This window comes from Paracoccaceae bacterium (genome assembly GCA_019454225.1).
Classification (GTDB): Bacteria; Pseudomonadota; Alphaproteobacteria; order Rhodobacterales; family Rhodobacteraceae.
Window position 1 is genome coordinate 722,068 of sequence record CP075370.1, and the last position, 20,926, is coordinate 742,993.

Annotated in this window: 17 protein-coding genes; 9 read left to right on the forward strand and 8 right to left on the reverse strand. The window is 67.6% G+C overall.

Features of this window, described 5'->3' with window-relative positions; genetic code table 11:
- Positions 1 to 32: 32 nt before the first annotated feature.
- Positions 33 to 2,450, forward strand: a complete 2,418-nt coding sequence (locus KF887_03465; protein QYK43417.1) for a GcvT family protein — start codon at positions 33 to 35, stop codon at positions 2,448 to 2,450.
- A 9-nt stretch (positions 2,451 to 2,459) separates the two neighbouring features.
- Positions 2,460 to 3,728 carry an aminotransferase class V-fold PLP-dependent enzyme gene (locus KF887_03470; protein ID QYK42201.1) on the forward strand — a complete coding sequence of 423 codons (1,269 nt, stop codon included), beginning with the start codon at positions 2,460 to 2,462 and terminating at the stop codon, positions 3,726 to 3,728.
- Between the two features lie 10 nt (positions 3,729 to 3,738).
- Here the strand turns inward: KF887_03470 and KF887_03475 are convergent, their stop codons facing one another.
- Positions 3,739 to 4,668, reverse strand: a complete 930-nt coding sequence (locus tag KF887_03475) for a polysaccharide deacetylase family protein (protein QYK42202.1) — start codon at positions 4,666 to 4,668, stop codon at positions 3,739 to 3,741.
- 79 nt (positions 4,669 to 4,747) lie between these two features.
- On the opposite strand from KF887_03475, the gene KF887_03480 reads away from it, so the two are divergent.
- Together KF887_03480 and KF887_03485 are read left to right on the forward strand one after the other, a co-directional pair.
- Entirely contained in the window at positions 4,748 to 6,145 is a 1,398-nt protein-coding gene (locus KF887_03480; protein ID QYK42203.1) for an amidohydrolase family protein, read from the forward strand.
- The gene (locus KF887_03485; protein QYK42204.1) at positions 6,142 to 7,020 is read left to right on the forward strand and encodes a 3-keto-5-aminohexanoate cleavage protein; all 879 of its coding nucleotides are present in this window, start codon (positions 6,142 to 6,144) and stop codon (positions 7,018 to 7,020) included. Before KF887_03480 ends, KF887_03485 begins: the two co-directional genes overlap by 4 nt.
- On the opposite strand, the gene KF887_03490 is transcribed toward KF887_03485, so the two are convergent.
- The 6 genes from KF887_03490 to KF887_03515 form a co-directional block, all read right to left on the reverse strand.
- The gene (locus KF887_03490; GenBank protein QYK43418.1) at positions 7,014 to 7,982 is read right to left on the reverse strand and encodes a D-2-hydroxyacid dehydrogenase; all 969 of its coding nucleotides are present in this window, start codon (positions 7,980 to 7,982) and stop codon (positions 7,014 to 7,016) included. The genes KF887_03485 and KF887_03490 overlap by 7 nt on opposite strands.
- Positions 7,970 to 9,025, reverse strand: coding sequence for an aminotransferase class I/II-fold pyridoxal phosphate-dependent enzyme (locus KF887_03495; protein ID QYK42205.1), 1,056 nt, complete (start codon positions 9,023 to 9,025; stop codon positions 7,970 to 7,972). Before KF887_03495 ends, KF887_03490 begins: the two co-directional genes overlap by 13 nt.
- A gap of 3 nt (positions 9,026 to 9,028) precedes the next feature.
- Positions 9,029 to 9,913, reverse strand: coding sequence for an ABC transporter permease (locus KF887_03500; GenBank protein QYK42206.1), 885 nt, complete (start codon positions 9,911 to 9,913; stop codon positions 9,029 to 9,031).
- Complete coding sequence (locus tag KF887_03505; GenBank protein ID QYK42207.1) at positions 9,910 to 10,863, reverse strand: ABC transporter permease; 954 nt, start codon at positions 10,861 to 10,863, stop codon at positions 9,910 to 9,912. The genes KF887_03500 and KF887_03505 overlap by 4 nt, the downstream gene beginning before the upstream one ends.
- Positions 10,864 to 10,900: 37 nt before the next feature.
- Positions 10,901 to 12,535 (reverse strand): ABC transporter substrate-binding protein, encoded by a 1,635-nt coding sequence (locus KF887_03510; GenBank protein ID QYK42208.1) that lies wholly within the window; start codon positions 12,533 to 12,535, stop codon positions 10,901 to 10,903.
- Between the two features lie 124 nt (positions 12,536 to 12,659).
- Positions 12,660 to 13,952 carry a hydantoinase/carbamoylase family amidase gene (locus tag KF887_03515; protein QYK42209.1) on the reverse strand — a complete coding sequence of 431 codons (1,293 nt, stop codon included), beginning with the start codon at positions 13,950 to 13,952 and terminating at the stop codon, positions 12,660 to 12,662.
- Positions 13,953 to 14,039: 87 nt separating this feature from the next.
- On the opposite strand from KF887_03515, the gene KF887_03520 reads away from it, so the two are divergent.
- Complete coding sequence (locus KF887_03520) at positions 14,040 to 14,963, forward strand: polysaccharide deacetylase family protein (GenBank protein ID QYK42210.1); 924 nt, start codon at positions 14,040 to 14,042, stop codon at positions 14,961 to 14,963.
- Here the strand turns inward: KF887_03520 and KF887_03525 are convergent.
- The gene (locus tag KF887_03525; protein ID QYK42211.1) at positions 14,960 to 16,678 is read right to left on the reverse strand and encodes an ABC transporter ATP-binding protein; all 1,719 of its coding nucleotides are present in this window, start codon (positions 16,676 to 16,678) and stop codon (positions 14,960 to 14,962) included. The genes KF887_03520 and KF887_03525 overlap by 4 nt on opposite strands.
- On the opposite strand from KF887_03525, the gene KF887_03530 reads away from it, so the two are divergent.
- The 4 genes from KF887_03530 to KF887_03545 all read left to right on the forward strand — a co-directional run bounded on the left by KF887_03530 (position 16,677) and on the right by KF887_03545 (position 20,915).
- Positions 16,677 to 16,991 carry a hypothetical protein gene (locus KF887_03530; protein ID QYK42212.1) on the forward strand — a complete coding sequence of 105 codons (315 nt, stop codon included), beginning with the start codon at positions 16,677 to 16,679 and terminating at the stop codon, positions 16,989 to 16,991. The two genes, KF887_03525 and KF887_03530, sit on opposite strands and share 2 nt — an antisense overlap.
- A gap of 559 nt (positions 16,992 to 17,550) precedes the next feature.
- The gene (locus KF887_03535; protein ID QYK42213.1) at positions 17,551 to 18,381 is read left to right on the forward strand and encodes a carbohydrate ABC transporter permease; all 831 of its coding nucleotides are present in this window, start codon (positions 17,551 to 17,553) and stop codon (positions 18,379 to 18,381) included.
- 64 nt (positions 18,382 to 18,445) lie between these two features.
- Positions 18,446 to 19,855: an extracellular solute-binding protein gene (locus KF887_03540; protein ID QYK42214.1), complete on the forward strand. Its 1,410-nt coding sequence runs from the start codon at positions 18,446 to 18,448 to the stop codon at positions 19,853 to 19,855.
- Between the two features lie 109 nt (positions 19,856 to 19,964).
- Positions 19,965 to 20,915, forward strand: coding sequence for a sugar ABC transporter permease (locus KF887_03545; protein ID QYK42215.1), 951 nt, complete (start codon positions 19,965 to 19,967; stop codon positions 20,913 to 20,915).
- Positions 20,916 to 20,926 lie beyond the last annotated feature (11 nt).

Sequence of the window (20,926 nt, forward strand, 5' to 3'; positions counted from 1 at the left end):
CAACCGAGGCAGGCGGACGGGATGCCAAGCCCCTGCCCACCCACGCGCCCGCCGTGGTGATCGGCGGCGGGCTGGTCGGCTGTTCGATCCTGTATCATCTGGCCAAGAAGGGCTGGACCGAGGCGGTGCTGCTGGAGCGGTCGGAACTGACGAGCGGATCGACCTGGCATGCGGCGGCCAACATCCACGGCCTGCATGACGTGACCAACATCAGCCGGTTGCAGCATTACACCATGGGCCTTTACAAGCAGCTTGAGGCCGAGACCGGCCAGGGATGCGGCATCTTCCAGCCCGGCAGCCTGTATCTGGCGCAGACCGAGGCGCGGGAACACCAGTTGCGCATCCAGGCCGCCAAGGCGCGGCGCTACGGCATGAACTTCCACGAGGTCAGCCGGGACGAGGCAGAACGCCTGCATCCGCTGGTCGATTTCGACGGCATCCGCTGCATCATGTACGAACCCGACGGCGGCAACGTGGACCCCTCGGGCGTCACCCACGCCTATGCGGCGGGGGCGCGGCAGATGGGGGCCGAGATTCACCGCTTCACCCCGGTGACTGCGACCGAGGCGCAGGCGGATGGCACCTGGATCGTGCGCACCCCGCGCGGCGACATCCGCACGCCCTGGGTGGTGAACGCCGCCGGGCTGTGGGCGCGCGAGGTGGGGCGCATGGCAGGGCTGGAACTGCCGCTGATCCCGACCGAGCATCAGTATTTCGTCACCGAAACCATCCCCGAGATCGCGGGTGCGGGGCGGCGCCTGCCATCTGTCGCGGACCGCGATGGCGAATATTACCTGCGGCAGGAAGGGCTTGGCCTGCTGGTGGGCGCCTATGAACGCGACATGAAGTTCTGGGCCGAGGATGAAACCCCCGGCGGCTTTGGCCATGAGCTGTTCGCCGATGACCTTGACCGGATCGAGCCGAACATGCTGCGCGCCATCGCGCGGGTGCCTGCGGTGGGGCGGGCGGGGATCAAGCGGGTGATCAACGGGCCGATGATCTGGTCGCCCGACAGTTCGGCGCTGTTCGGCCCGGTGCCGGAACTGACGGGATACTTCTGCTGCAACGGGATCATCCCGGGGTTCTCGCAGTCCGGCGGGCTGGGCAAGCTGGCCGCCGAATGGATGGTGGAGGGCGAACCCACGCTGGACATGTTCAACTGGGACATGGCGCGCTTCGGCCATTGGGCGGGACGGTCCTTTACCCGCGCCCGGGTGCAGGACCAGTACGCCCACCGCTTCAAGATCCACTTCCCGAACGAGGAGCGCGAGGCGGGCCGCCCCGTGCGCACCCGCCCGGCCTATGCGATGCAAAAGGACATGGGCGCGGTGTTCGGCCTGAACTTCGGCTGGGAGCACCCGCTGTGGTTCGCCGCGGCAGGGGAGCCCCGGTCGGAGACCTATGGGTTCACCCGCCAGAACTGGTGGGACCCCGTGGGGCGCGAGGCGCGGATGCTGCGGACGGCGGCGGGGATCATCGACATCTCGAACTTCGCGAAATACGAGGCAAGGGGGCCGGGGGCGGAAGCCTGGCTGAACGCGGTCTTTGCAAACCGGATGCCCGCGCGCGTGGGCCGGTCCTGCCTGACGCCGCTGATCGGGGTGCGCGGCGGGATCGCCGGGGATTTCACGGTCACGCGGACCGGGGCGGAAGAATTCCTGATCGTCGGTTCCGGCATGGCCGAACGGTTCCACCGCCGCTTCTTCACCGCCGTGCCGCTGCCCGATGGCACCACGTTCGCATCCCGGACCGAGGCGACCTGCGGCTTCAACGTGGCGGGCCCGCGCGCGCGCGACCTGCTGGCGCGGCTGACCAATGCCGACCTGTCGAATGCGGCCTTCCCCTTCATGTCATCGGCCCGGATCACCGTGGCGGGGGTGGACTGCACCGCCCTGCGGGTCAGTTTCACCGGCGATCTGGGGTGGGAACTGCATTGCGCCGAGGCCGACCAGGTGGCGCTGTACACGGCCCTGCTGGAGGCCGGGCGCGATCTGGGGGCGGGGCCGGTGGGTGGACGCGCGCTGATGAGCCTGCGGGTGGAAAAGGGTTACGGCAGCTGGGGCCGCGACTATTCACCGGAATACTGGCCGCAGGAGTCGGGGCTGGACCGCCTTGTGAAGGGGGACAAGGAGTTCCTGAACAAGGCGGCATGGGCGGCGATCGCCGCGCAACCGCCCCGCGACGTGATGACGATGCTGGAGATCGACGCCACCACTGCCGACGCATCGGGCGGCGAACCTGTGTTCCTGCCCGATGGCACGCCTGCGGGGCAGGTGAGTTCGGGCGCCTACGGCTATCATGTCGGCAAGTCGCTGGCGATTGCCTACCTCAGGGCAGGGATTGCCGCGCCAGGCGACACGGTGCATGTGGCTATCCTGGGGCGGGACCACACCGCCCGGGTGCTGGAGCGCCCGCCGTTCGACCCTGACGGCGTCAGGCTGCGAATGTAGGAGACGGGGATGATCGAGGATGTTCCGGGGCTGATGGACGAGGTGCGCAGCCGGTTCGCGCATGTCGATGCCTGCCCGTTCGAAGGGCCGCGCGTGTTCTTCGAGAATGCCGGCGGTGCGCTGCACCTGAATACGGTGATCCAGACGTCGGCGCTGCATGCCGGATACCCGGACAACCAGGGGCGCGACAATCCCGCCTCGAAGGCGCTGATGGGCATGATCGCCAGGGGCAAGGCCGACATGCGCACGCTGTTCAATGCGCCGGACGGCCAGGTGTTCGTCGGCGAAAGCGGGACCGAGGTTCTGTTCCGGCTGACGCGGACGGCGGCGCTGGGGGCAGCGCCGGGCGGCACGATGCTGGGGTCCACGCTGGAGCATCCCGCGTCGCGCAGCGCGATGGCGCGGTGGGCCGAGGTGACGGGGCGGCCGCATCTGCTTGCGCTGCACGATGACGCGACCGGCACGATCACGGTCGATGCCTATCGCCCGTACATCACCCCCGACCTGCGCGTGGCCAGCATCGTGCATACCTCACCCGTCACCGGCATCTCGGTCGACGTGGTTGCCATCGCCGCGGCAATCCGGGCCGTCGCGCCCGGCTGTTTCATCGTGGTCGACGGAATCCAGCATGCAAGCCATGGGCGCATCGACCTGCGGGCGCTTGGTGTCGATGGCTATGCCGTGTCGCCCTACAAGATCTTCTCGCGCCATGGCTATGGTGTCGGCTGGGCGTCTGACCGGCTGACCGGCTGCACGAAGGAAACCGTGATCGGAGGGGCGCCGACCGGCTGGGAACAGGGGACGCGGGATTCCGGCGCCTATGCAACCTTTTCCGATGTCGTGGACTATCTCGACTGGCTGGGTGCCCGGTTCACCGCCAGCCAGAACCGGCGCGCGCGGATCGAGGCCGCAGCCGATGCGATCCACGGGCAGGAGGCAACGGTTCTGGGTGCCATGCTGCATGGCACGGGAAACCTGCGCGGTCTGGCCGAAATGCCTGGCGTCACGGTGATCGGCGGCACCCGGAACGCCGACCGCGAAGGTGTGGTCTCGCTGACGCTGGCGGGGATGGAGTCGGGTGCGCTCGTCTCCTTCCTGCGTGACAGGGGTATCCGCGTGCATGTCCGGCTGAACGATCACTACAGCGGCAACATCCTTGGTCCGCTGGGTCTTTCGTCCTGCGTGCGGGTCTCGATCAGCCATTACAACACGCTGGCCGAGGTGCGGCGGTTCCTGGCCGCGATGGACGAGGCGGTGGCGCATGCCGCCGCCGCCTGAGACCGGCGGGTCAGATCTGCGGCGACATCATCGGCAGGTCCGCATGATGCGCAAGGAAGTGCCGTGCCATGTCATCCCGCCGCAGGAAGGCGACGCCAGGGGTCGCAAGCCCATGCTCGATGATCCGGCGCAGGCCCGAGGCGCGGTTGGGCTGGCCGGTCCAGCGGGCATGCACCGCCACCGTCATCATGCGCGGCCCGATCGCCTGCGCGTCGGCCAGCAGGTAATCCATGCCCGAGATCACGTCTGCAGCGAAGTCGCCGGGGTTGGCATAGCCGGGCGAGACGAGGAAGCGGCTGTCGTTGAACGTCTTGGAATAGGGCATCACCAGAAACCGCCCGCCGCGTCCGTCCGGCACGAAATAGGGGATCTCGTCGTTGCAGGGGTCGGAGGTGTAGAGGAAGCCGCCTTCCTCGACCAGGAGATCGAAGGTGTTGACCGAAGGATAGGACCGCTGGTTCCAGCCCAGCGGGCGATATCCCAGCGTCCGCCGATAGCTTTCCACGGCGCGGAGCAGGTGATCGCGTTCCTCTTCGCGGCTTTGCGCGAAGGCCTCGAACCACCGCCACCCGTGGCCCAGCAGGTCGTGCCCGGCCTCGTTCATCCAGGCGGGCACCTCGGGGTTGCGTTCCAGTGCCAGGGCGCAGGCCGAGATGCTGGCCTTCACGCCCAGGTCGTCGAGCATCCGCGCCAGCCGCCAGATGCCCACCCGGCTGCCGAATTCGAAATGCGTCTCGGTGCCGAGGTCGCGGATCGGCGGATCGACGGTAAAGGCATATTCGCCCCAGCCCTCGTTCCGGCCATGCCCTTCGATCAGCGAGTATTCCGAGCCCTCCTCATAGACGATGACGAGGTTCACGGCGACCAGTGCGCCGCCGGGCCAGGTGATGCGCGGCGCCTGGCGGCCGTATCCGGTGAAGTTGCGTCCCCTCGTCGTCATCTTTGCGTTCCCTTGTGCCGGTGTGGTGCTTTTCGTGCAGGCACCTGCGTTGCCTGCGAAATCATGAAGGATGCCCGCCATGCGGCCTGATCTGGTGATCCGTGACGCGGTGATCGTGACGCCGGCGGGCCGGGTGCGGGGCGATCTGGCGGTTGCGGGCGGCCGCATCGCCGCCATCGGCCCCGACCTGCCGCAGGGCCGCCGCGAGATCGCGGCAGAGGGCCGGATGCTGATGCCCGGCGGCATCGACAGCCACTGCCATCTGGCGCAGGCGTCGGTTGCGGGCGAGGCGCCCTGCCCCGACGACTGGGCAACCGCGACGCGGGCGGCGGCGGCCGGCGGCACCACGACGGTGATCCCGCAAAGCATGGCCGCGCGCGGTGATGACATCGCGGCGCGGCTGGCGGATTACCTTGCCCCGGCGTCGCGGGCGGCCCTGATCGACCATGCGGTGATCGTGCAGATGCCCGATGCCTCGCCCGGTTCGCTGGCTGCATTGCCGGGCCAGGCCGCGCGGGGGTTCCGGGCGGTCAAGATGTTCTCGACCTACCAGGGCTATGCGCTGGCGGATGATGAATTGCTGTCGATCCTGTCGGCGACTGCGGCGCTTGGAATGGTCGCGATCCTGCATGCCGAGGATGACGCGCTGGTGCGCCATGCGACCGCCGCCGAACTGGCGGCGGGGCGGCGCGGCCTTGACCGGCACACCCATGCCCGCCCGCAGATGGCCGAGGCCGAGATGATCCACCGCGGTGCCAACTACGCGGCGGTGACGGGCGCGCGGCTGCATGTCTATCACGTCTCGGGGGCGCTTGCGCTGGCCGAGGTTGCGCGGGCGCGGGCACGCGGTGTGGCGATCACGGCCGAAACCTGCGCGCATTACCTGAGCTTTACGGATGCCGATCTTGCCCGGCCAGGGTTCGAGGGGGCAAAGTTCCTCTGCGCGCCGCCGCTGCGGGGTGCCGACGACCGCGCAACGCTCTGGGCGGCGCTGGCAGACGGCGGGCTGCAGATCGTATCCTCGGATCATTCGCCCAGTCACCGGATGCCAGCCATTGCCCGCGCGCTGGCCGGGGCCGACATGCCCTTTACCGGTTTTGGCGGCGGCATCCCCGGGTTGCAGACCATGCTGCCGGCAGTGTTCTCGGGTGGGGTGGTCCCGGGCCGGCTGACGCCCGAACGCTTTGCCGAGGTGACGTCGGCCGCACCCGCGCGGCTGTTCGGCCTGCGGGGCAAGGGGGCGCTTGCCATCGGATATGACGCCGACCTGACGCTGTGGGATGCCGATGCCATCTGGACCGTGCGCCATGCCGACATGCACAGCCGCGTGGATTTCACCCCGTGGGACGGCGTGGACCTGCAAGGCCGCCCCGTGCTGACCGTCAGCCGGGGCCGCATCGTGATGCAGGACGGCGCGATCGACGACACATCCCCCGGCCACGGCCGCCTACTGGCGCAGGAGGCGCCCGCGACATGAGATGGATCACCTGCGCCGTGAACGGCGGCACGCTTTCGCGCGCCGACACGCCCCATCTGGCGATCACCCCGGCCGAGATTGCAGCCGATGCGCTGGCGGCGGCCGCGGCCGGGGCGGCGGTGGTGCATATCCACGTGCGCGACCCGGCAACCGGGCAGGGCGCGCATGACGTGGGCCTTTACGTCGAGGTGGCCGAGCGCATCCGCGAACGCGACCCGCAGGTTCTGATCCACTTCACCGGCGGCGGTGGCGGCACCTTGCCGGTGGGCCTGCATGACCCGGTGATCCAGCCGGCCGATGCCGCCGCGATCCTGTCGGCCGACCGAAGGCTGGCGCATCTGGGACCGGCGCGGGCCGACATGACGGGGCTGGATTGCGGCAGTTTTTCCTGGGGTGACGGCGGGTTGGTGTTCCTGTCCCCGACCGACATGCTGTACCGGGCGGCGGCCCTGCTGGGGCCGATGGGGGTGCGGCCCGAACTGACGGTGTTCGATCTGGGCCAGATGGCGCTGGCGGCCAGGATGATGGCCGATGGCGCCGTGCCCGACCGGACGCCGGTCTGCATCGGGTTTGGCGTGCTGTGGTGCGCCCCTGCCCGGCCCCTGGCACTGGAGGCGATGCTGGATCTGATGCCCGCCGGCACCCGCTGGACGGCATCGAGCAAGGGTGACGACGGCCAGCGCGCGCTGGCCCCCCTGATCGTGGAACGTGGCGGCGGCCTGCGGACGGGGATCGAGGATCATCACCTCTGGCACGGCGAACCGGTCACCAACGCGTATCTGGTGGAGCAGGCGGTTGCGGCCATGGCCCGAGGCGGCGCCGCGCCCGCCACGGCGCCCGAGGTGCGCGGACATCTGGGCCTGGCCCGTCAATAGCCGCGCCCCGGCTGGACCAGGTTGCGCAGCGGCTCGCCCCGCCGCCAGCGGTGGACGTTGTCGCAGAACATGGCGATGGACGCTTCTTCCCACCCGTCGAAGACCGATGAGCAATGCGGCGATATCAACGTGCGCGGCGCGGTCCACAGAGGGTGGCCGGGGGGCAGGGGTTCCTCCTCGAACACATCCAGCGCAGCCCCGGCCAGATGGCCGGCGTTCAGCGCCGATGCCAGCGCCGCGCCGTCGATCACGCCCCCGCGCGAGACGTCGGCGATCACCGCGTCATGCTTCATAGCGGCAATCGCCTCGGCCCCCAGCAGCCCGCGCGTCGCCGGGGTCAGCGGTGTGCAGACGGCCACCAGATCGGCCAGCGGCCAAAGGTGGGGCAGATCGGCGGGAGGGCGCACATCGACCCCCTCGATCGGTGCAGGCGTGTTGCGCACGCCCACCACCCGCATGCCCATGGCGCGCGCGCGGGCGGCCACGGCCTGACCCGTGCGCCCCAGCCCCACCACCAGCGCCGTGCCACCCCGCAGGGGGCGCATCGTCCTTTCCCGCCGCCAGTGGCCCGCCGTCTGGTCGGACATGAGGCCCGGGACATCCAGCCGGAAATGCAGCGCGGCCGCGATGACGTATTCGGCCATCTGGTCCGCCGCGACGCCTGCGGCATTGGTGACGGTGGTGCGCGTGGGGTCCCATGTGCCGAGATGGTCCACCCCGGACCCGCCGACGGAAATCCAGGCGGGGCCGCCCGTCCCGGTAAGGGCAGCGGCGGGAAACCGCGGAGTGCCTGCAAAGCGGATGGTGAACACGATGTCGGGCGCGGTGTCGGCCACCATGCCGGGCAAGGCGGCATAGCTGTCGCAACCCGAAACCACGGCGCCCGGCACCGCAGCCTGCACCTGAGCCATCAGCGGCGCGGGGGTGGCCGCGTGGATCAGTATCCGCGTCATGCCAGCGATCCTTCGATCAGGACGGCCGCACGGTGCATGTCATCCTCCGTGCCGATCGTTGCGCGCAGGCGATCGGGCAGACCGTAGCCCGCCATCCCGCGCAGCAGGATGCCGCCCGCCCGCAGCGCCGCATCGGCGCGAGCGGCGGCAGCGGGCGACCCGAACCCGATCAGGGCAAAGTTCGTGTGGCTTTGCGGCACGTCCAGCCCCGCGCCGCGCAGCCGGGCGCAGAACGCATCACGCCGCGCGGCGGTGGCGGCCACGGTCGCGCCCATCCATGCCTGATCGCGCATCGCGGCGGCGGCGGCGGCCTGTGTGGGGGCGGTCAGCCCGTTCGGGGGCATGCATTTCTGCACCTCGGCCCGGATGGCATCGGGGAACAGGCCCCATCCGGCCCGCAGGCCTGCCAGTCCGTAGGCCTTGGAAAAGCTGCGCAGGACGATGGTATTCCCCCGGGCCACAAGATCGAACACGGGGGCAGGGGGCGCGAATTCGGCATAAGCCTCATCCACCACCAGCAGCACGTCGCCCGGCAGGCCGTCGCGCAGGGCCACGATATGCCCTTGTCCGATCCGCGTGCCGGTGGGGTTGCCGGGGTTGGCCACGAACACCACCCGTGTCTGCGGCGTCACCCGGTCCAGCAGGGCCGCCACATCCACCGTCAGCCCGGCCTCGGGTGCCATGTCCACCACTGCGCCTGCCAGCCGTGCGGCGGTGGCGAAATACAGGTATCCATGGGCGGGCATCAGCGCGCGGTCGCCCGGCGCCAGATAGGCCCGCGCGACGGCGGCGATCAGGTCCATCGACCCCGCCCCGCACAGGATGCGGCGGGGCGGCAGACCGTGCACGTCTGCGATGGCGGCGCGGAGGTCGGTGCAATCGGGGTCGGGATAAAGCGCCGCATCGGCCAGTGCGGCCCGGGCGGCGGCCAGTGCCGAGGGGCTGGGGGGGCAGCAGCTTTCGTTCTGGGCAAGCGAGGTCATGCCCGCCGCGAGGTCGGCCAGCGGGTAGGCGGCCACGGTGGCCAGTTGTGCCACGGGCCGCGGAGCCATGGGTCAGCGCCGCGGAGCGCGGCGGCGGCCGGCGCTGTTGGTGAAATCGTCCACGATGAAGTTGATGGCCATGGTCACGCTGGCAATCGCCATGGCAGGGGCAAGCACCGGCATCGCCGAGGCGCCGAACTGCAACGCCGCGATATTCTCGCGCACCATCGAGCCCCAGTCGGCGCGGGGCGGCTGGATGCCGAGCCCGAGGAAGCTGAGCGAGGAGACGAACAGGATCACGTAGATCAGCCGCAGGCCGAACTCGGACAGCAGCGGCAGCCAGATGTTCGGCCAGATCTCGGCCCGGATGATCCACCAAAGCCCCTCGCCCCGCAGGCGCGCGGCCTCGACGAAATCCTGCGTCATCACCTCCATCCCCAGCGCGCGCGACAGGCGGAAGGCGATGGGGGCGAACAGGCAGCCGGTGATGATGATCAGCACCGGTATGGATGATCCGAAGGCCGCGATGCCGATCAGGCCCAGCATGATGGTGGGCAGGCTGATCATCGCGTCGTTGAAGCGGGCAACCAGCACGTCGACCATGCCGCCGATCAGGGCGGACCCGACGCCGGCAACCACGCCGATCAGAAAGCCCAGCATGGTGGCCAGCAGCGCGATGCCCAGGGTGCGGCTGGCGCCATAGACGATGCGGGTCATCACGTCGCGATCCTGGCTGTCGGTGCCCAGCCAGGCACCGGGGCGCGGGGCCTGGTACGATCCGTAGTCGCGCGGGAAGGGCAGGTCATTCTCGCCCAGCGGCAGCACGAAGGGGCCGATGATCGCAATTGCCGCCCACAGCAGCAGGATGGCGACACCGACGCGGCCGAACCACGTCAGCCGCCCCCGCCCCTTGCGGCGGCGCGCGGCGGGAAGTGCCGGGTCGGGTGCGGCCGTCATCTCGGATACCTCAGGCGCGGGTTGGACAGGATCGCGACGATGTCCGCCACCATGATGATCGCGACATAGGCCGCGCAGAACATCATGCCGATGGATTGCACCACGATGAAGTCGCGTGTCTGGACGGCCTGCACCATCAGCACGGCAAGACCCGGATAGCTGAAATACACCTCGACCACCACGACGCCCGAGATCAGATACGCCAGGTTCAGCGCGATGACATTGACGATGGGACCCACGGCATTGGGCAGTGCATGGCGCAGCACCAGGCGGCGGCGGGGCACACCCTTCAGCATCGCCATTTCCACATAGGGCGCCGTCAGCACGTTCAGCAGCGCCGCGCGCGTCATGCGGATCATCTGGGACGAGGTGACGATCGCGAGCGTCAGCACGGGATAGGCAAAGTGCTGATACAACTGGAACAGCCCCTTGCCTTCGGCGCTGCCGATGACCACCGCCGACCCGAGGTTCAGCGCCAGCACGAACACCGCGACCAGGCAGGTTGCAACGAAGAATTCGGGCGCGGCCACGAGGCCGACATTGAACATCGTCAGGCTGCGGTCAAACGCGCTGCCCGGCCACATCGCGGCCAGAAGGCCAAGCCCCACAGACAAGGGCACCGAGACGGAGGCTGTCAGCAGGGCGACGGCAACGGTGTTGTACCACCGCGCGCCGATCATGTTGGCCACGGGCGCCTCGTTGGCCAGGGACAGACCGAGGTCCCCGGTCACGAAGCCCTGCAGCCAGGACAGGTACTGAACGTGCAGGGGCCGGTCCAGACCCAGCCGGGCGCGCAGGGCGGCGACATTTTCGGGCGTCGCCTCCTGCCCCAGGCGGATCTGCGCCGCATCTCCCGGCAGGACCTGCGTGCCCAGGAACACCACGAGCGACACGAAGAACAGCGTGCCGAGGCCAACCAGCAGCCGACGCAGGATCAGACCGGGGATCACCTGCGATCCCCCCTGCGCCGACTGCCGCCGGGTGATGTCATGCCTTGTCGATCCAGTAGTATTCCGGCCCCTCGACGCCGCCGTAGGGTGCCAGCGGCACGTTGGTGAAGCCCTTCACATAGTCGTTTGCCGCGTCGATGAAGTTGCGGTGCACCGGGATGACCGAACCGGCCTCGTTGTGCACCATTTCCTGCATGTCGTGATACATCTGCTTGCGCACCGTGGCATCCGTGGTGGCCCGCGACTTGATTAGCAGGTCGTCGAACATCGGGTTCTTCCAGTGCGACTCGTTCCAGTTCGCGTCCGACTTGTAGGCGAGGGTCAGCTGGATGTTGGCCGTGGGCCGCATGTTCCAGCTTGCGATGCAGACCGGTGCGACAAGCCAGACCGCGCTCCAGTAGCCATCGGTCGATACGCGCTGAACCTCGATGTTCATGCCGATGGCCTGCGCCTCGCGCTGCAGGACAAGCGCCTGTTCCAGGGATGCCGGGGCCACCTCGGACGCGATGATCGGGATCACGGTGCTGCCGATTCCGGACTTCTGGAAATGGAACTTGGCCTTCTCCGGGTCGAGCATGCGCTGCGGCAGGTCGGGGGACCAGTCGGCATAGGCCTTGTTGATCGGCTGGTCGTTGCCCAGTGTGCCCTGTCCGGCCAGCGTGCCCTTCAGCAGGCGCTCGCGGTCCATCAGGTACTTGAACGCCATCACCAGATCGTCGTTGCTGCCCGGGGCCATGTCGCGGCGCATGGCGATGGTGACGTATGACCCCGATTCCGTGGCGATGATCCGCTTGCCCGGCGTGCCCGAAACGCTGGCCATCGCATTCGGCAGAACGCCCTGGATCACATCCAGATCGCCAGCGAGGAAGGCATTCATCCGTGCGACCGGATCGGGGATGCCGAAGTTCTCGATCTCGTCGATATAGGGGCCGTCACCCCAGTAATTCTCGAAGGCCGTTCCGCGCGCCCGCACGCCCGGCACGAATTCGGCCACCCGGAACGGCCCGCTGCCGATGGGCTTGCTGAAATCGGTGGCGCCGTCCTGCACGATCTTGAAGTGGAATGTCCCCAGGACGATGGGCAGGTCGGCGTTCGGCGTCTTGAGGATCGCCTTCACCTCGTAGGGTCCGACCTTTTCCCAGCGTTCGATGTCGGCCACCAGCGACTTGGCCCGCGACGCGGTGCCCTCGCCAAGGTGCCGGTTCATCGAATAGATCACATCGTCGGCCGTCAGGGTCTTGCCGTCGTGGAACTCGACCCCCTGCTTCAGCTTGAACGTCCATTCCGTCGCATCGGCGTTCGGGACGAATTCCTCCGCGATCTCGGGCGAGGCCGTCAGGTTGTCGGTCAGCCGGGTGAGCGACGAATAGAACATCCGCATCCGGTGGAAATCGGTCGAGGACGACACGAGCAGCGGATCGAGCGAGTCGTCGGGGCCATGCACAACCTCGCCAAAGGTAAGCTTGCCGCCGCGCTTTGGCGTCTGGGCATGGGCCATCGACGCTCCGGCAAAGATCGACCCGGCGAAGGCGGCGGAGGCGCCCGCGCCCATCATCCAGCCCAGCACGTCGCGGCGACTTGCACCCCGCCGCAGCATCGTCAGGAGTGCCTGGCGGTCGGACGGGCGAAGGTCTGCGAACGGTGAGGACGTTCCATCATGCTTGTCGGCCATGTGCGCTCCTTGAAAAAGAAGGTGGGACTGATCGAGACTACGGATCGTCCGTCCTTTGCGTCAAGGCAGCCATCCATAAATAAAATGGGGTCTTAGCCAGTAGAACTGACACCCCATAGGCGATCTAGACCGCAGCCTTGCCATCCCCTGCCGCATCTGACGGCAACTCGCACGCCGTTTCGGCAAGTCGCGCAAGCAGACGGACGGCAAGGTCCAGATCGGCCTCGTCCATCGCTTCGTCGGGGTTGTGGCTGCCGTTGGCATTGCGCACAAAGATCATGGCCGAGGGGATGCCCGCCCCCGCCAGCGCGGCGGTGTCATGACCCGCGCCGCTTGGCATCCGCAGGTGCGGCAGTTGCAGGTGGGTCGCGACATCGGCCATCCGACCGACAAGGGCCGGGTCGCAGGCCGCAGCATCCCAGTCGAAGCGGGGGCCAAGGTCGATCGCCACTTCCTGCGCCCGCGCCACCTCATCCGCAATGCGGCGCAGGGCTTGCGCGGCCCGGTCCAGGGTCGCCTGCGTGCCGGCGCGGATGTCCAGGGCGAAGGACATGTCTCCGGCAACCCGGCTGCCACCATGCAGGGCGGGGTCCGTCGCAAGACAGCCGAATGTGACCGTCAGCGCCTCGCCCGCCGCTTCGCGTTCGGCCCACCAGCCTTGCAGCCGCATGATCAGATCGGCGGCCGCTAGTGCCGCGTCGCGCCGATAGCCATAGGGCGTCGCCCCCGAGTGCGCCCAGTCACCCGTGATGCGGGCCGTCATGTGGCGGAAGCCGCCGTTGATCGCCGTCACCAGCCCCAGCGGCAGGCCGCGGCCCACCAGCACCGGCCCCTGTTCGATATGCACCTCGACAAATGCCGCCACGCGGTCCGGGGTGATCCGCGCCTCGCCCCGGGCCACCGCGTCGGGGTCGAAGCCGGCCGCCGCCATGTGATCGGCCAGCGTCCGCCCGGTATCTGACCGCCGCGCCTGAAGCGCGCCCGGCGGCAGCAGGCCAAGGGCGGCCAGGCTGCCGGGATAGGACAGCGGGAACCAGGCCGCTTCCTCGGCGCGAAAGGCCACGACCGTCAGGTCCTGCGGCGGGGTGATGCCCCTTTCGCGCAGGTCGGCCATGGCGGCCAGTCCTGCCACCACGCCCGCCGCGCCGTCGAAGTTGCCTCCATGGGGCACGGAATCGAGATGCGACCCCGTCAGGAACGCCGGGCGCATCCGATCGGCCCCGGGCAGGGTCATGTACAGGTTGCCCGCAGCATCGGTCGCGACCTCGGCCTCGAGCGCCCTTGCTTCGGCTTCGGCAATCGCATGGGCGATGGCCTCGCCCGCCCCATAGGCATCGCGGGTGACCCCGGGGTGATCCGCGCTTGCCTGCAATAGCGCCGCCAGCATCCGCCGCACCAGCCGCTCTGCCTGTGTCATGATCGCCCCGCCAGACAGGTGTTGACGCGACGCCCCGCCCTGCGCAGGGTCACGCCAGTTCCAGCAGGCTTGCACCCGAGGGCGCCCATGGTCAACGCCATCCCGACCCGTGACCTGATCGGCTATGCCGGTGAACCCCCGCGCGTGGCGTGGCCGGGCGACGCGCGCGTCGCCGTCAACTTCGTGATCAACTACGAGGAGGGGGGCGAGCTGAACGTGTTGGAGGGCGACGACCGCTCGGAGGCGCGCATTTCGGATGTGGCTGTCGAGGCGCGGATGGGCGCGCGCGACCTGAACATCGAATCCAGCTACGAATATGGCGCGCGGGTGGGCTACTGGCGGCTGCTCAGAACCTTCACGGACCGGGGCTTGACGGCGACGGTCAACCTTGTCGGCCGTGCAGCCGAGATGAACCCCATCGCCCTGCGCGCGATGGTGGCGGCGGGCATGGATATCCAGCTGCACGGCTGGCGGTGGCTGGATTTCTCTCAGGTCCGGGTTGAGGATGAACGCGCCATGATCGCCCGTGCCGTGCGGCAGGTCGAGGACCTGACCGGGCAGGCGCCCATCGGGTACTACGCCGGGATGCCGTCGATGCATACGCGGCGGCTGGTCGTGGAACATGGCGGGTTCCTGTATGACAGCGACGTCTACAACGACGACCTGCCCTATTGGTCACCCGACCATCCCGGACATCTGCTGGTGCCCTATTCGCTGGACACCAACGACAGCCGGTTCTCGCGGTCGAATGGCGGGTATCAGGTGGCCGAGGAGTTCGCGACCTATCTGCGCGACACCTTCGACTGCCTGCACGCCGAGGGCGCCACCCGTCCGCAGATGATGACCGTGGGGCTGCATGCCCGGCTGATCGGACGACCCGGGCGGATCGCGGCGCTGCATCGGTTCCTCGATCACATCGCCGCCCGGGGCGGAGCCTGGGTCTGTCGCCGGGGTGATCTGGCGCGGCACTGGGCCGCGGCGTATCCCGACCCGCGGGTCGGGGGCGGTTAGCGCATCCGCGCCGTCGCCGCCTCTCCCAGCCCGTCGGCCCCGCGTGCGGCCAGCACATGCGCAAGCCAGTCGGGGTCCATCTCGGGGACCGAAGACAGCAGAAGTTCGGTGTAGGGGTGATGCGGGGGCGCGAAGATCTCGGCCTTTGGCCCGGCCTCGACCACGCGGCCCGATTGCATCACCACCACTTCGTCGGCGATCGCGCGCACCGTCGCGATGTCATGCGTGATGAACATCAGCGCAAGGTCCAGTTCACGCTGCAGCCGATCCAGCAGGCGCAGGATGCCTTCGGCCACCAGCTGGTCCAGCGCGCTCGTTACCTCGTCGCAGATGATGAAGCGGGGTTCGGCACCGAGGGCGCGCGCGATGCCGATGCGCTGTTTCTGGCCCCCCGACAGTTCGCCCGGCAGGCGGTCGCGGAAATCGGCGGGCTCCATCTCGATCTGGCGCAACAGGTCGTCCACGCGCCGCCGCCGCGCCTCGCCCCGCAGGCCAAGGTAGAACTCCACCGGCCGCCCGATGATCTCGGCAACGGTCTGGCGCGGATTCAGCGCGGTATCGGCCATCTGATAGATCATCTGGATCTGGCGCAGCTGGTCCCGCGACCGCTGGCGGAAACCGGCGGGCAAGGGCCTGCCGTCAAACATGACGCGGCCGGACACCGGCGGCAGAAGCCCCGTGATGACCCGCGCGGCGGTGGATTTGCCCGATCCGGATTCACCCACCACCGCCACGGTTTGCCCGGCATGCACGGCGAAGGATACATCCTGCAGCACCTTGGTCGTGCCGTAGGCTGCCGTCACATCCTCGAGCGCCACCACCGGCACGACCCCGGCCAGCGGGCGCGCCCGCAGCGGGCGGGCGAAATGGCGGACCGCCCAGAGACTGCGGGTATAATCCTCGCGCGGGGCGGAAAGCATGTCGCGGGTACCGGCCTCTTCCACCTCGGACCCGCGCAGCATCACCTTGATGCGGTCGGCCATCTGCGCCACCACGGCGAGGTCATGGCTGATGTAGATCGCGGCAGTACCGAACTGCCGCACCACGTCGCGGATCGCGGCAAGCACCTCGATCTGCGTGGTCACGTCCAGTGCGGTGGTCGGTTCGTCAAAGATGATCAGATCGGGGCGGCAAGACATCGCCATGGCCGTCATGCAGCGTTGAAGCTGGCCACCTGACACCTGGTGCGGATAGCGAAAGCCGATCTCCTCGGGGTTGGGCAGGCGCAGGCGGCGATAGAGTTCGATCGCGTCCTCGCTGCTGTCACGGGTCGAGCGCACGCCATGCAGCACGGGCGCCTCGACATGCTGGTCGATCAGGCGATGCGCCGGGTTGAAGGCAGCGGCCGCCGATTGCGCGACATAGGCGATGCGCGCACCCCGCAGCCCGCGGCGCGTCGGCTCGGACGCGGTGACAAGGTCGATGCCATCGAAAAGGATCTGCCCGCCGGTGATGCGGCATCCGTCGCGGACATGTCCCATGGCGGCGAGGCCGAGGGTGGATTTGCCTGCGCCGGATTCGCCGATCAGCCCAAGGATCTCGCCCCGGTGCAGGGTCAGGTCGATGCCGCGCACGATTTCCGACCAATCGCCGTCGGACTGCCCTTCGATCGTCAGTCCGCGGATTTCCAGCAGTGGCAGGCCCGGCAGGGAAGTGTCGGACAATGTGACGCCTTTCAGGACTGCGTTGAACTGACCGAGTGTTTTCAGCTTCATGCGTGAGGGTCAAGCGCTCCGGCTGCCGGATTTCGACCGGGGCGAGGCAACTGCCCAACCGGCGGGCATCTTTCCGATCGTGCACCGTTGCGCCGACATGACCGCCGCCTGTTCGGGTATCTGTCTGTGGCCGGATGCCGGGTCCATCGCGTTTGTCATGAGGTCCGAGGCATCTGACCCCCTTAGCTGGCCGGACCTGCCAGGCCCGGCCAGCGCGCTGACCATCGGCCTGCTGCGCCGGTTCGACTGTCAGCTTGCCGAGGTCCGGGTGCGTGTCGCCGTCCTGAAGGGCCTCGCGGCGCTCGGGACATGAACCCGATTTCGCGATGCTGTTTCCCTGATATCAGCCGGTGGACCGGCGCCGGCCCGGGGCCAGACGTGCAGGGTCGCGCCCGTCGCCGCAGTCCCCGTCTCCGCGGTCAAGGATACGCATCGGGGAGACGCCCGGCGGTCGCACGCCCCGCATTCGGGAACAATAAATAGTAAATCCTGAACAAACAAGAAGACATTTTTCCTATCCTTTGTTCGGCGTTACCGTCACTTCTGCCGGAATATGGATGGTCACGGAATGCCAGTGGATATCGGACGGGTTTGCCGCGTGTGCCACACAGAATGACGCGCGCGACCGGGCAAACAGTGCGGCTCTGCACTGCCCGCATGGACGACGGGTCCGTGCGGCATGGATCAGCAAGGGATTTCGGGTTCGAAGAAGCGCAAGGACAACGCCGCTGCCTTCGTAGGGGAGATGGCAATTGACATACTGGCATACCGATGATCTACTCGACGCGTGAAGGGTGCAGTATGCGCCGGGCCCCTGCCAGCAGGGAGGCCCGTTTGGCCGAATACGCCAGTGGCGCATGGGGGAATGCCTGATGACCATCAAACAGTTCCGCATTCTTGGGCGACATCTGCTTGTCTATGGTGTGGCCTTCGTCATCCTGCTGCCGTTCCTGTGGATCGTGCTGTCGGCATTCAAATCGGAGGCCGAGCTTCTGCGGTATCCGCCGACATTGCTGCCGCAGACTTGGACGACCGCGAACTTCACGCAGTTCTTCGGGGCGACACAGTTCCATATCGCCATGTTCAACTCGGGCATGATCGCCGCTGCGACCACGCTGCTGGCAATGGCGGTGGCGGCCCCGGCGGCCTATGTGCTCGCGCGCTACAAGTCGCCGCTGTTCGAGGGGATCGCGCGGGCCTTCATCTACATCTACATGATCCCGCCGATCCTGCTTGTGCTGCCGATGTACAAGATCTTCTTCAACCTCGGCCTTGCCAACAACCTTTGGGGACTGGCGCCGATCTATACCGCGCTGGTGCTGCCGCTGATCCTGTGGACGCTGCGCTCGTTCTTCGCGGGGATCCCGATCGAGCTGGAAGAGGCGGCTATGATCGACGGCGCGACCAGGTTCCAGGCATTCTGGAAGGTCGTTCTGCCGCAGGCCGTGCCCGGCATGATCGCGACGGGGATCGTCGCCATCAACATCGGCTGGAGCGAGTACCTGTTCGCGGCCACCCTGTTGACCAGCCCTGACAACATGACGATCAGCCCGCGGCTGGAAAGCTTCATGGGGCGCGGCCTGTACAACTGGGGCTGGCTCATGGCCGGTGCGCTGGCGGTGACCGGCCCCCTGATCATTCTCTCGGGCTTCATGCAGAAGCACCTTGTCGCCGGATGGGGGGCCGGAGCCCTGAAGGGATAACGCGCAGCCGGTGCCGTGCCTATTGTGCCGGATCGAACGAAGAACAAACTAGGGAGGAAGACGTATGCCTAAGAGATCAAAGGGTTATGCCTTGGGTTCGGTATCGGCCCTGACGCTTGCCCTGTCGATGGTTCTTGCCGGAGGCGCCGATGCGCAGGGCCGCAAGATCGTGCCGTTCCTGACCGCAGAAAGTTCGCCCGAGGCCGTCGGCCAGATGCAGTCGCTGATCAAGCAGTTCGAGGAGGCCAACCCGGACATCGGGATCGAACTGCAGCTGACGTCGAACGACAACCGCGCCTCGCGGATCATCAACTCGGTGTCGGTGGGCGACGAGCTGGGGATCTTCGAGATCGAGCGCCGTCTGGTGCCGGACTTCACCCAGGCCGGGTATCTGCTGCAGCTTGACAGCATCGTCGAGAACGTGGGGATCGAGAACTTCATCCCCGGGTCGCTGCTGTACTGGCCCTGGGACGGGCATCTGTACCAGTTCACCTCGGACCTTTCGGCCGGAACCCTCTACTGGCGCAAGGACCTGTTCGAGGCGGCCGGTCTCGGCGAGCCCGACAGCTATGAGCGCCTGCTGGAGGCCTCGCAGAAGCTGGACGGACAGAACGGTGTTTCCGGCAACGCGTTCGAGTCCTCGAACCGCGGTGCGGTTCAGCGCTTCGTGACCTTCCTCTGGCAGAACTGCGGGGATTTCTACAATGCCGACGGCACGCTTGCCTTCGACCGTGCGGGCGCCAAGCAGGCGGCCGAGGACTATGCAGCGTTGAACGCCTTCGCGCCCAGCGGCAACCATTCGTGGGGCAGCCTCGACCCGATCAATTCCTATGTTGCGGGTCGGGTTGCGATGGCGCTCTTCCCGGGGCGCCTGGGCTATCAGGTCGCGACAAATGCGCCCGATATCGCCAAGGTCACCGGCAACCGCGAGGCCCGCGTGGCGCGCGGCGGGCAGGGGCCGCGCGTGGTCTATGGCGCGGTCACGAGCTTTGCCATCGGGTCGACTGTCCGTCACCCCGAGGAAGCGAAGAAGTTCCTCGAATTCCTGTTCACCGGCGACCGGCTGCTCGAATACTCGATGAGCGTTCCGGGCCACATCGCCCCGGCGATCAAGGACGTGCAGGCCAAGATGCTGGAGCAGGACAACCCCTACATCAAGGAATACCGTCCCTGGGTCGAGACGATCCTGGAAGCGACCACCTACTTCAACGCCGAGGCGCAGAACATGGGGTCGATCAGGGAAGACTGTTCGTACCAGAAATCGCTGGTGCCGATGCCCTGGGCGTCGCGCGTGATGGTGGGCGAGCCCAAGGTGTCACGGATGCTGCAGGAGATCGCCCTGGAGAACGCGCCGGTGGAAGAAGCCTATGCCCGTGCCGTCGAGGCGCATCGCGTCGGCATGGAAGAGTGGAAGGCCGACAACACCTGGTTCACCCCGCCCGATCCGAACTGGCGCGCGCCCGGGATGGAATGATCCCCGAAGGGTGCTGACGCACCGACGACACGGCTGTCATCCCGCAAGGGGTGACAGCGGCCGCCGGAACTTCCGAACTTGCCGGATCGAACCATAGGACACCAGGTTGATGTCGAACGCGAGCGCACAGCAAAAACCGCCACAGACGGGGCCTGCGGCACGCCCGAAGGCAAAGTCCTGGCGCAAGTCGGGCAACGGCTTTGCCCTGCTGATGATCGCACCGGCCGTGATGGTGCTGCTGTTCGTGATGGTCTACCCGGCGATCGTTGCCTTCCAGTCGAGCTTTTTCCGCATCAACACGCTGACGCGCCGCGAAACCTATGTCGGAATCTCGAACTACGAGAAGGTGCTGGCCTCAGCCGATTTCTGGGATGCGTTCTACCGCAGCCTGTTGTGGACCGGCGGCGCGATGCTGAGCCAGATGGTGTGCGGCATCGCGCTGGCGCTGGTGCTGCACAAGCAGGTGCGCGGCCGGTCCTTCGTGCGGGGTCTGGTGCTGTTTCCCTACCTGGTGCCGGCCATCGTTGCGGTGCTGGTGTGGCGCTGGATCTTCAGCGACACAGTCGGGGTTGCCAACTGGCTGATCATAGACGTGCTGCACCTTTCCAGCCGTCCGATAGGCTGGTTCGATCCGGACTGGGTGATGCTGTCCGTCATCATCATGTCGCTGTGGAAGTACCTTCCCTACTGGGCACTGTTCGTTCTGGCCAGGCTGCAGACCTTGCCGACCGAGTTGCACGAGGCGGCCGAGATCGACGGCGCGACGGCCTGGCAGAAGTTCCGCTACATCACGCTGCCGTGGATTCTTCCGGTGGTCATCGTCCTGCTGGTGCTGCGCACGATCTGGGCGTTCAACGAGTTCGACATGGTCTATCTGCCAGCGGGCGGGGGGCCACTGGGCTATACCACCACCGTTCCGGTCTACATCCGCAGCATCGCCTTCGAGATCGGCGACATCGGCCATGCCGCTGCGGTGGCGATGGTGATGCTGGCGATGGTCGGCGTGCTGACCAACGTGTATTTCTGGGTCTATCGCCGCGCCGAACGGCATCTTGGCTGAGCCGGGAAGAC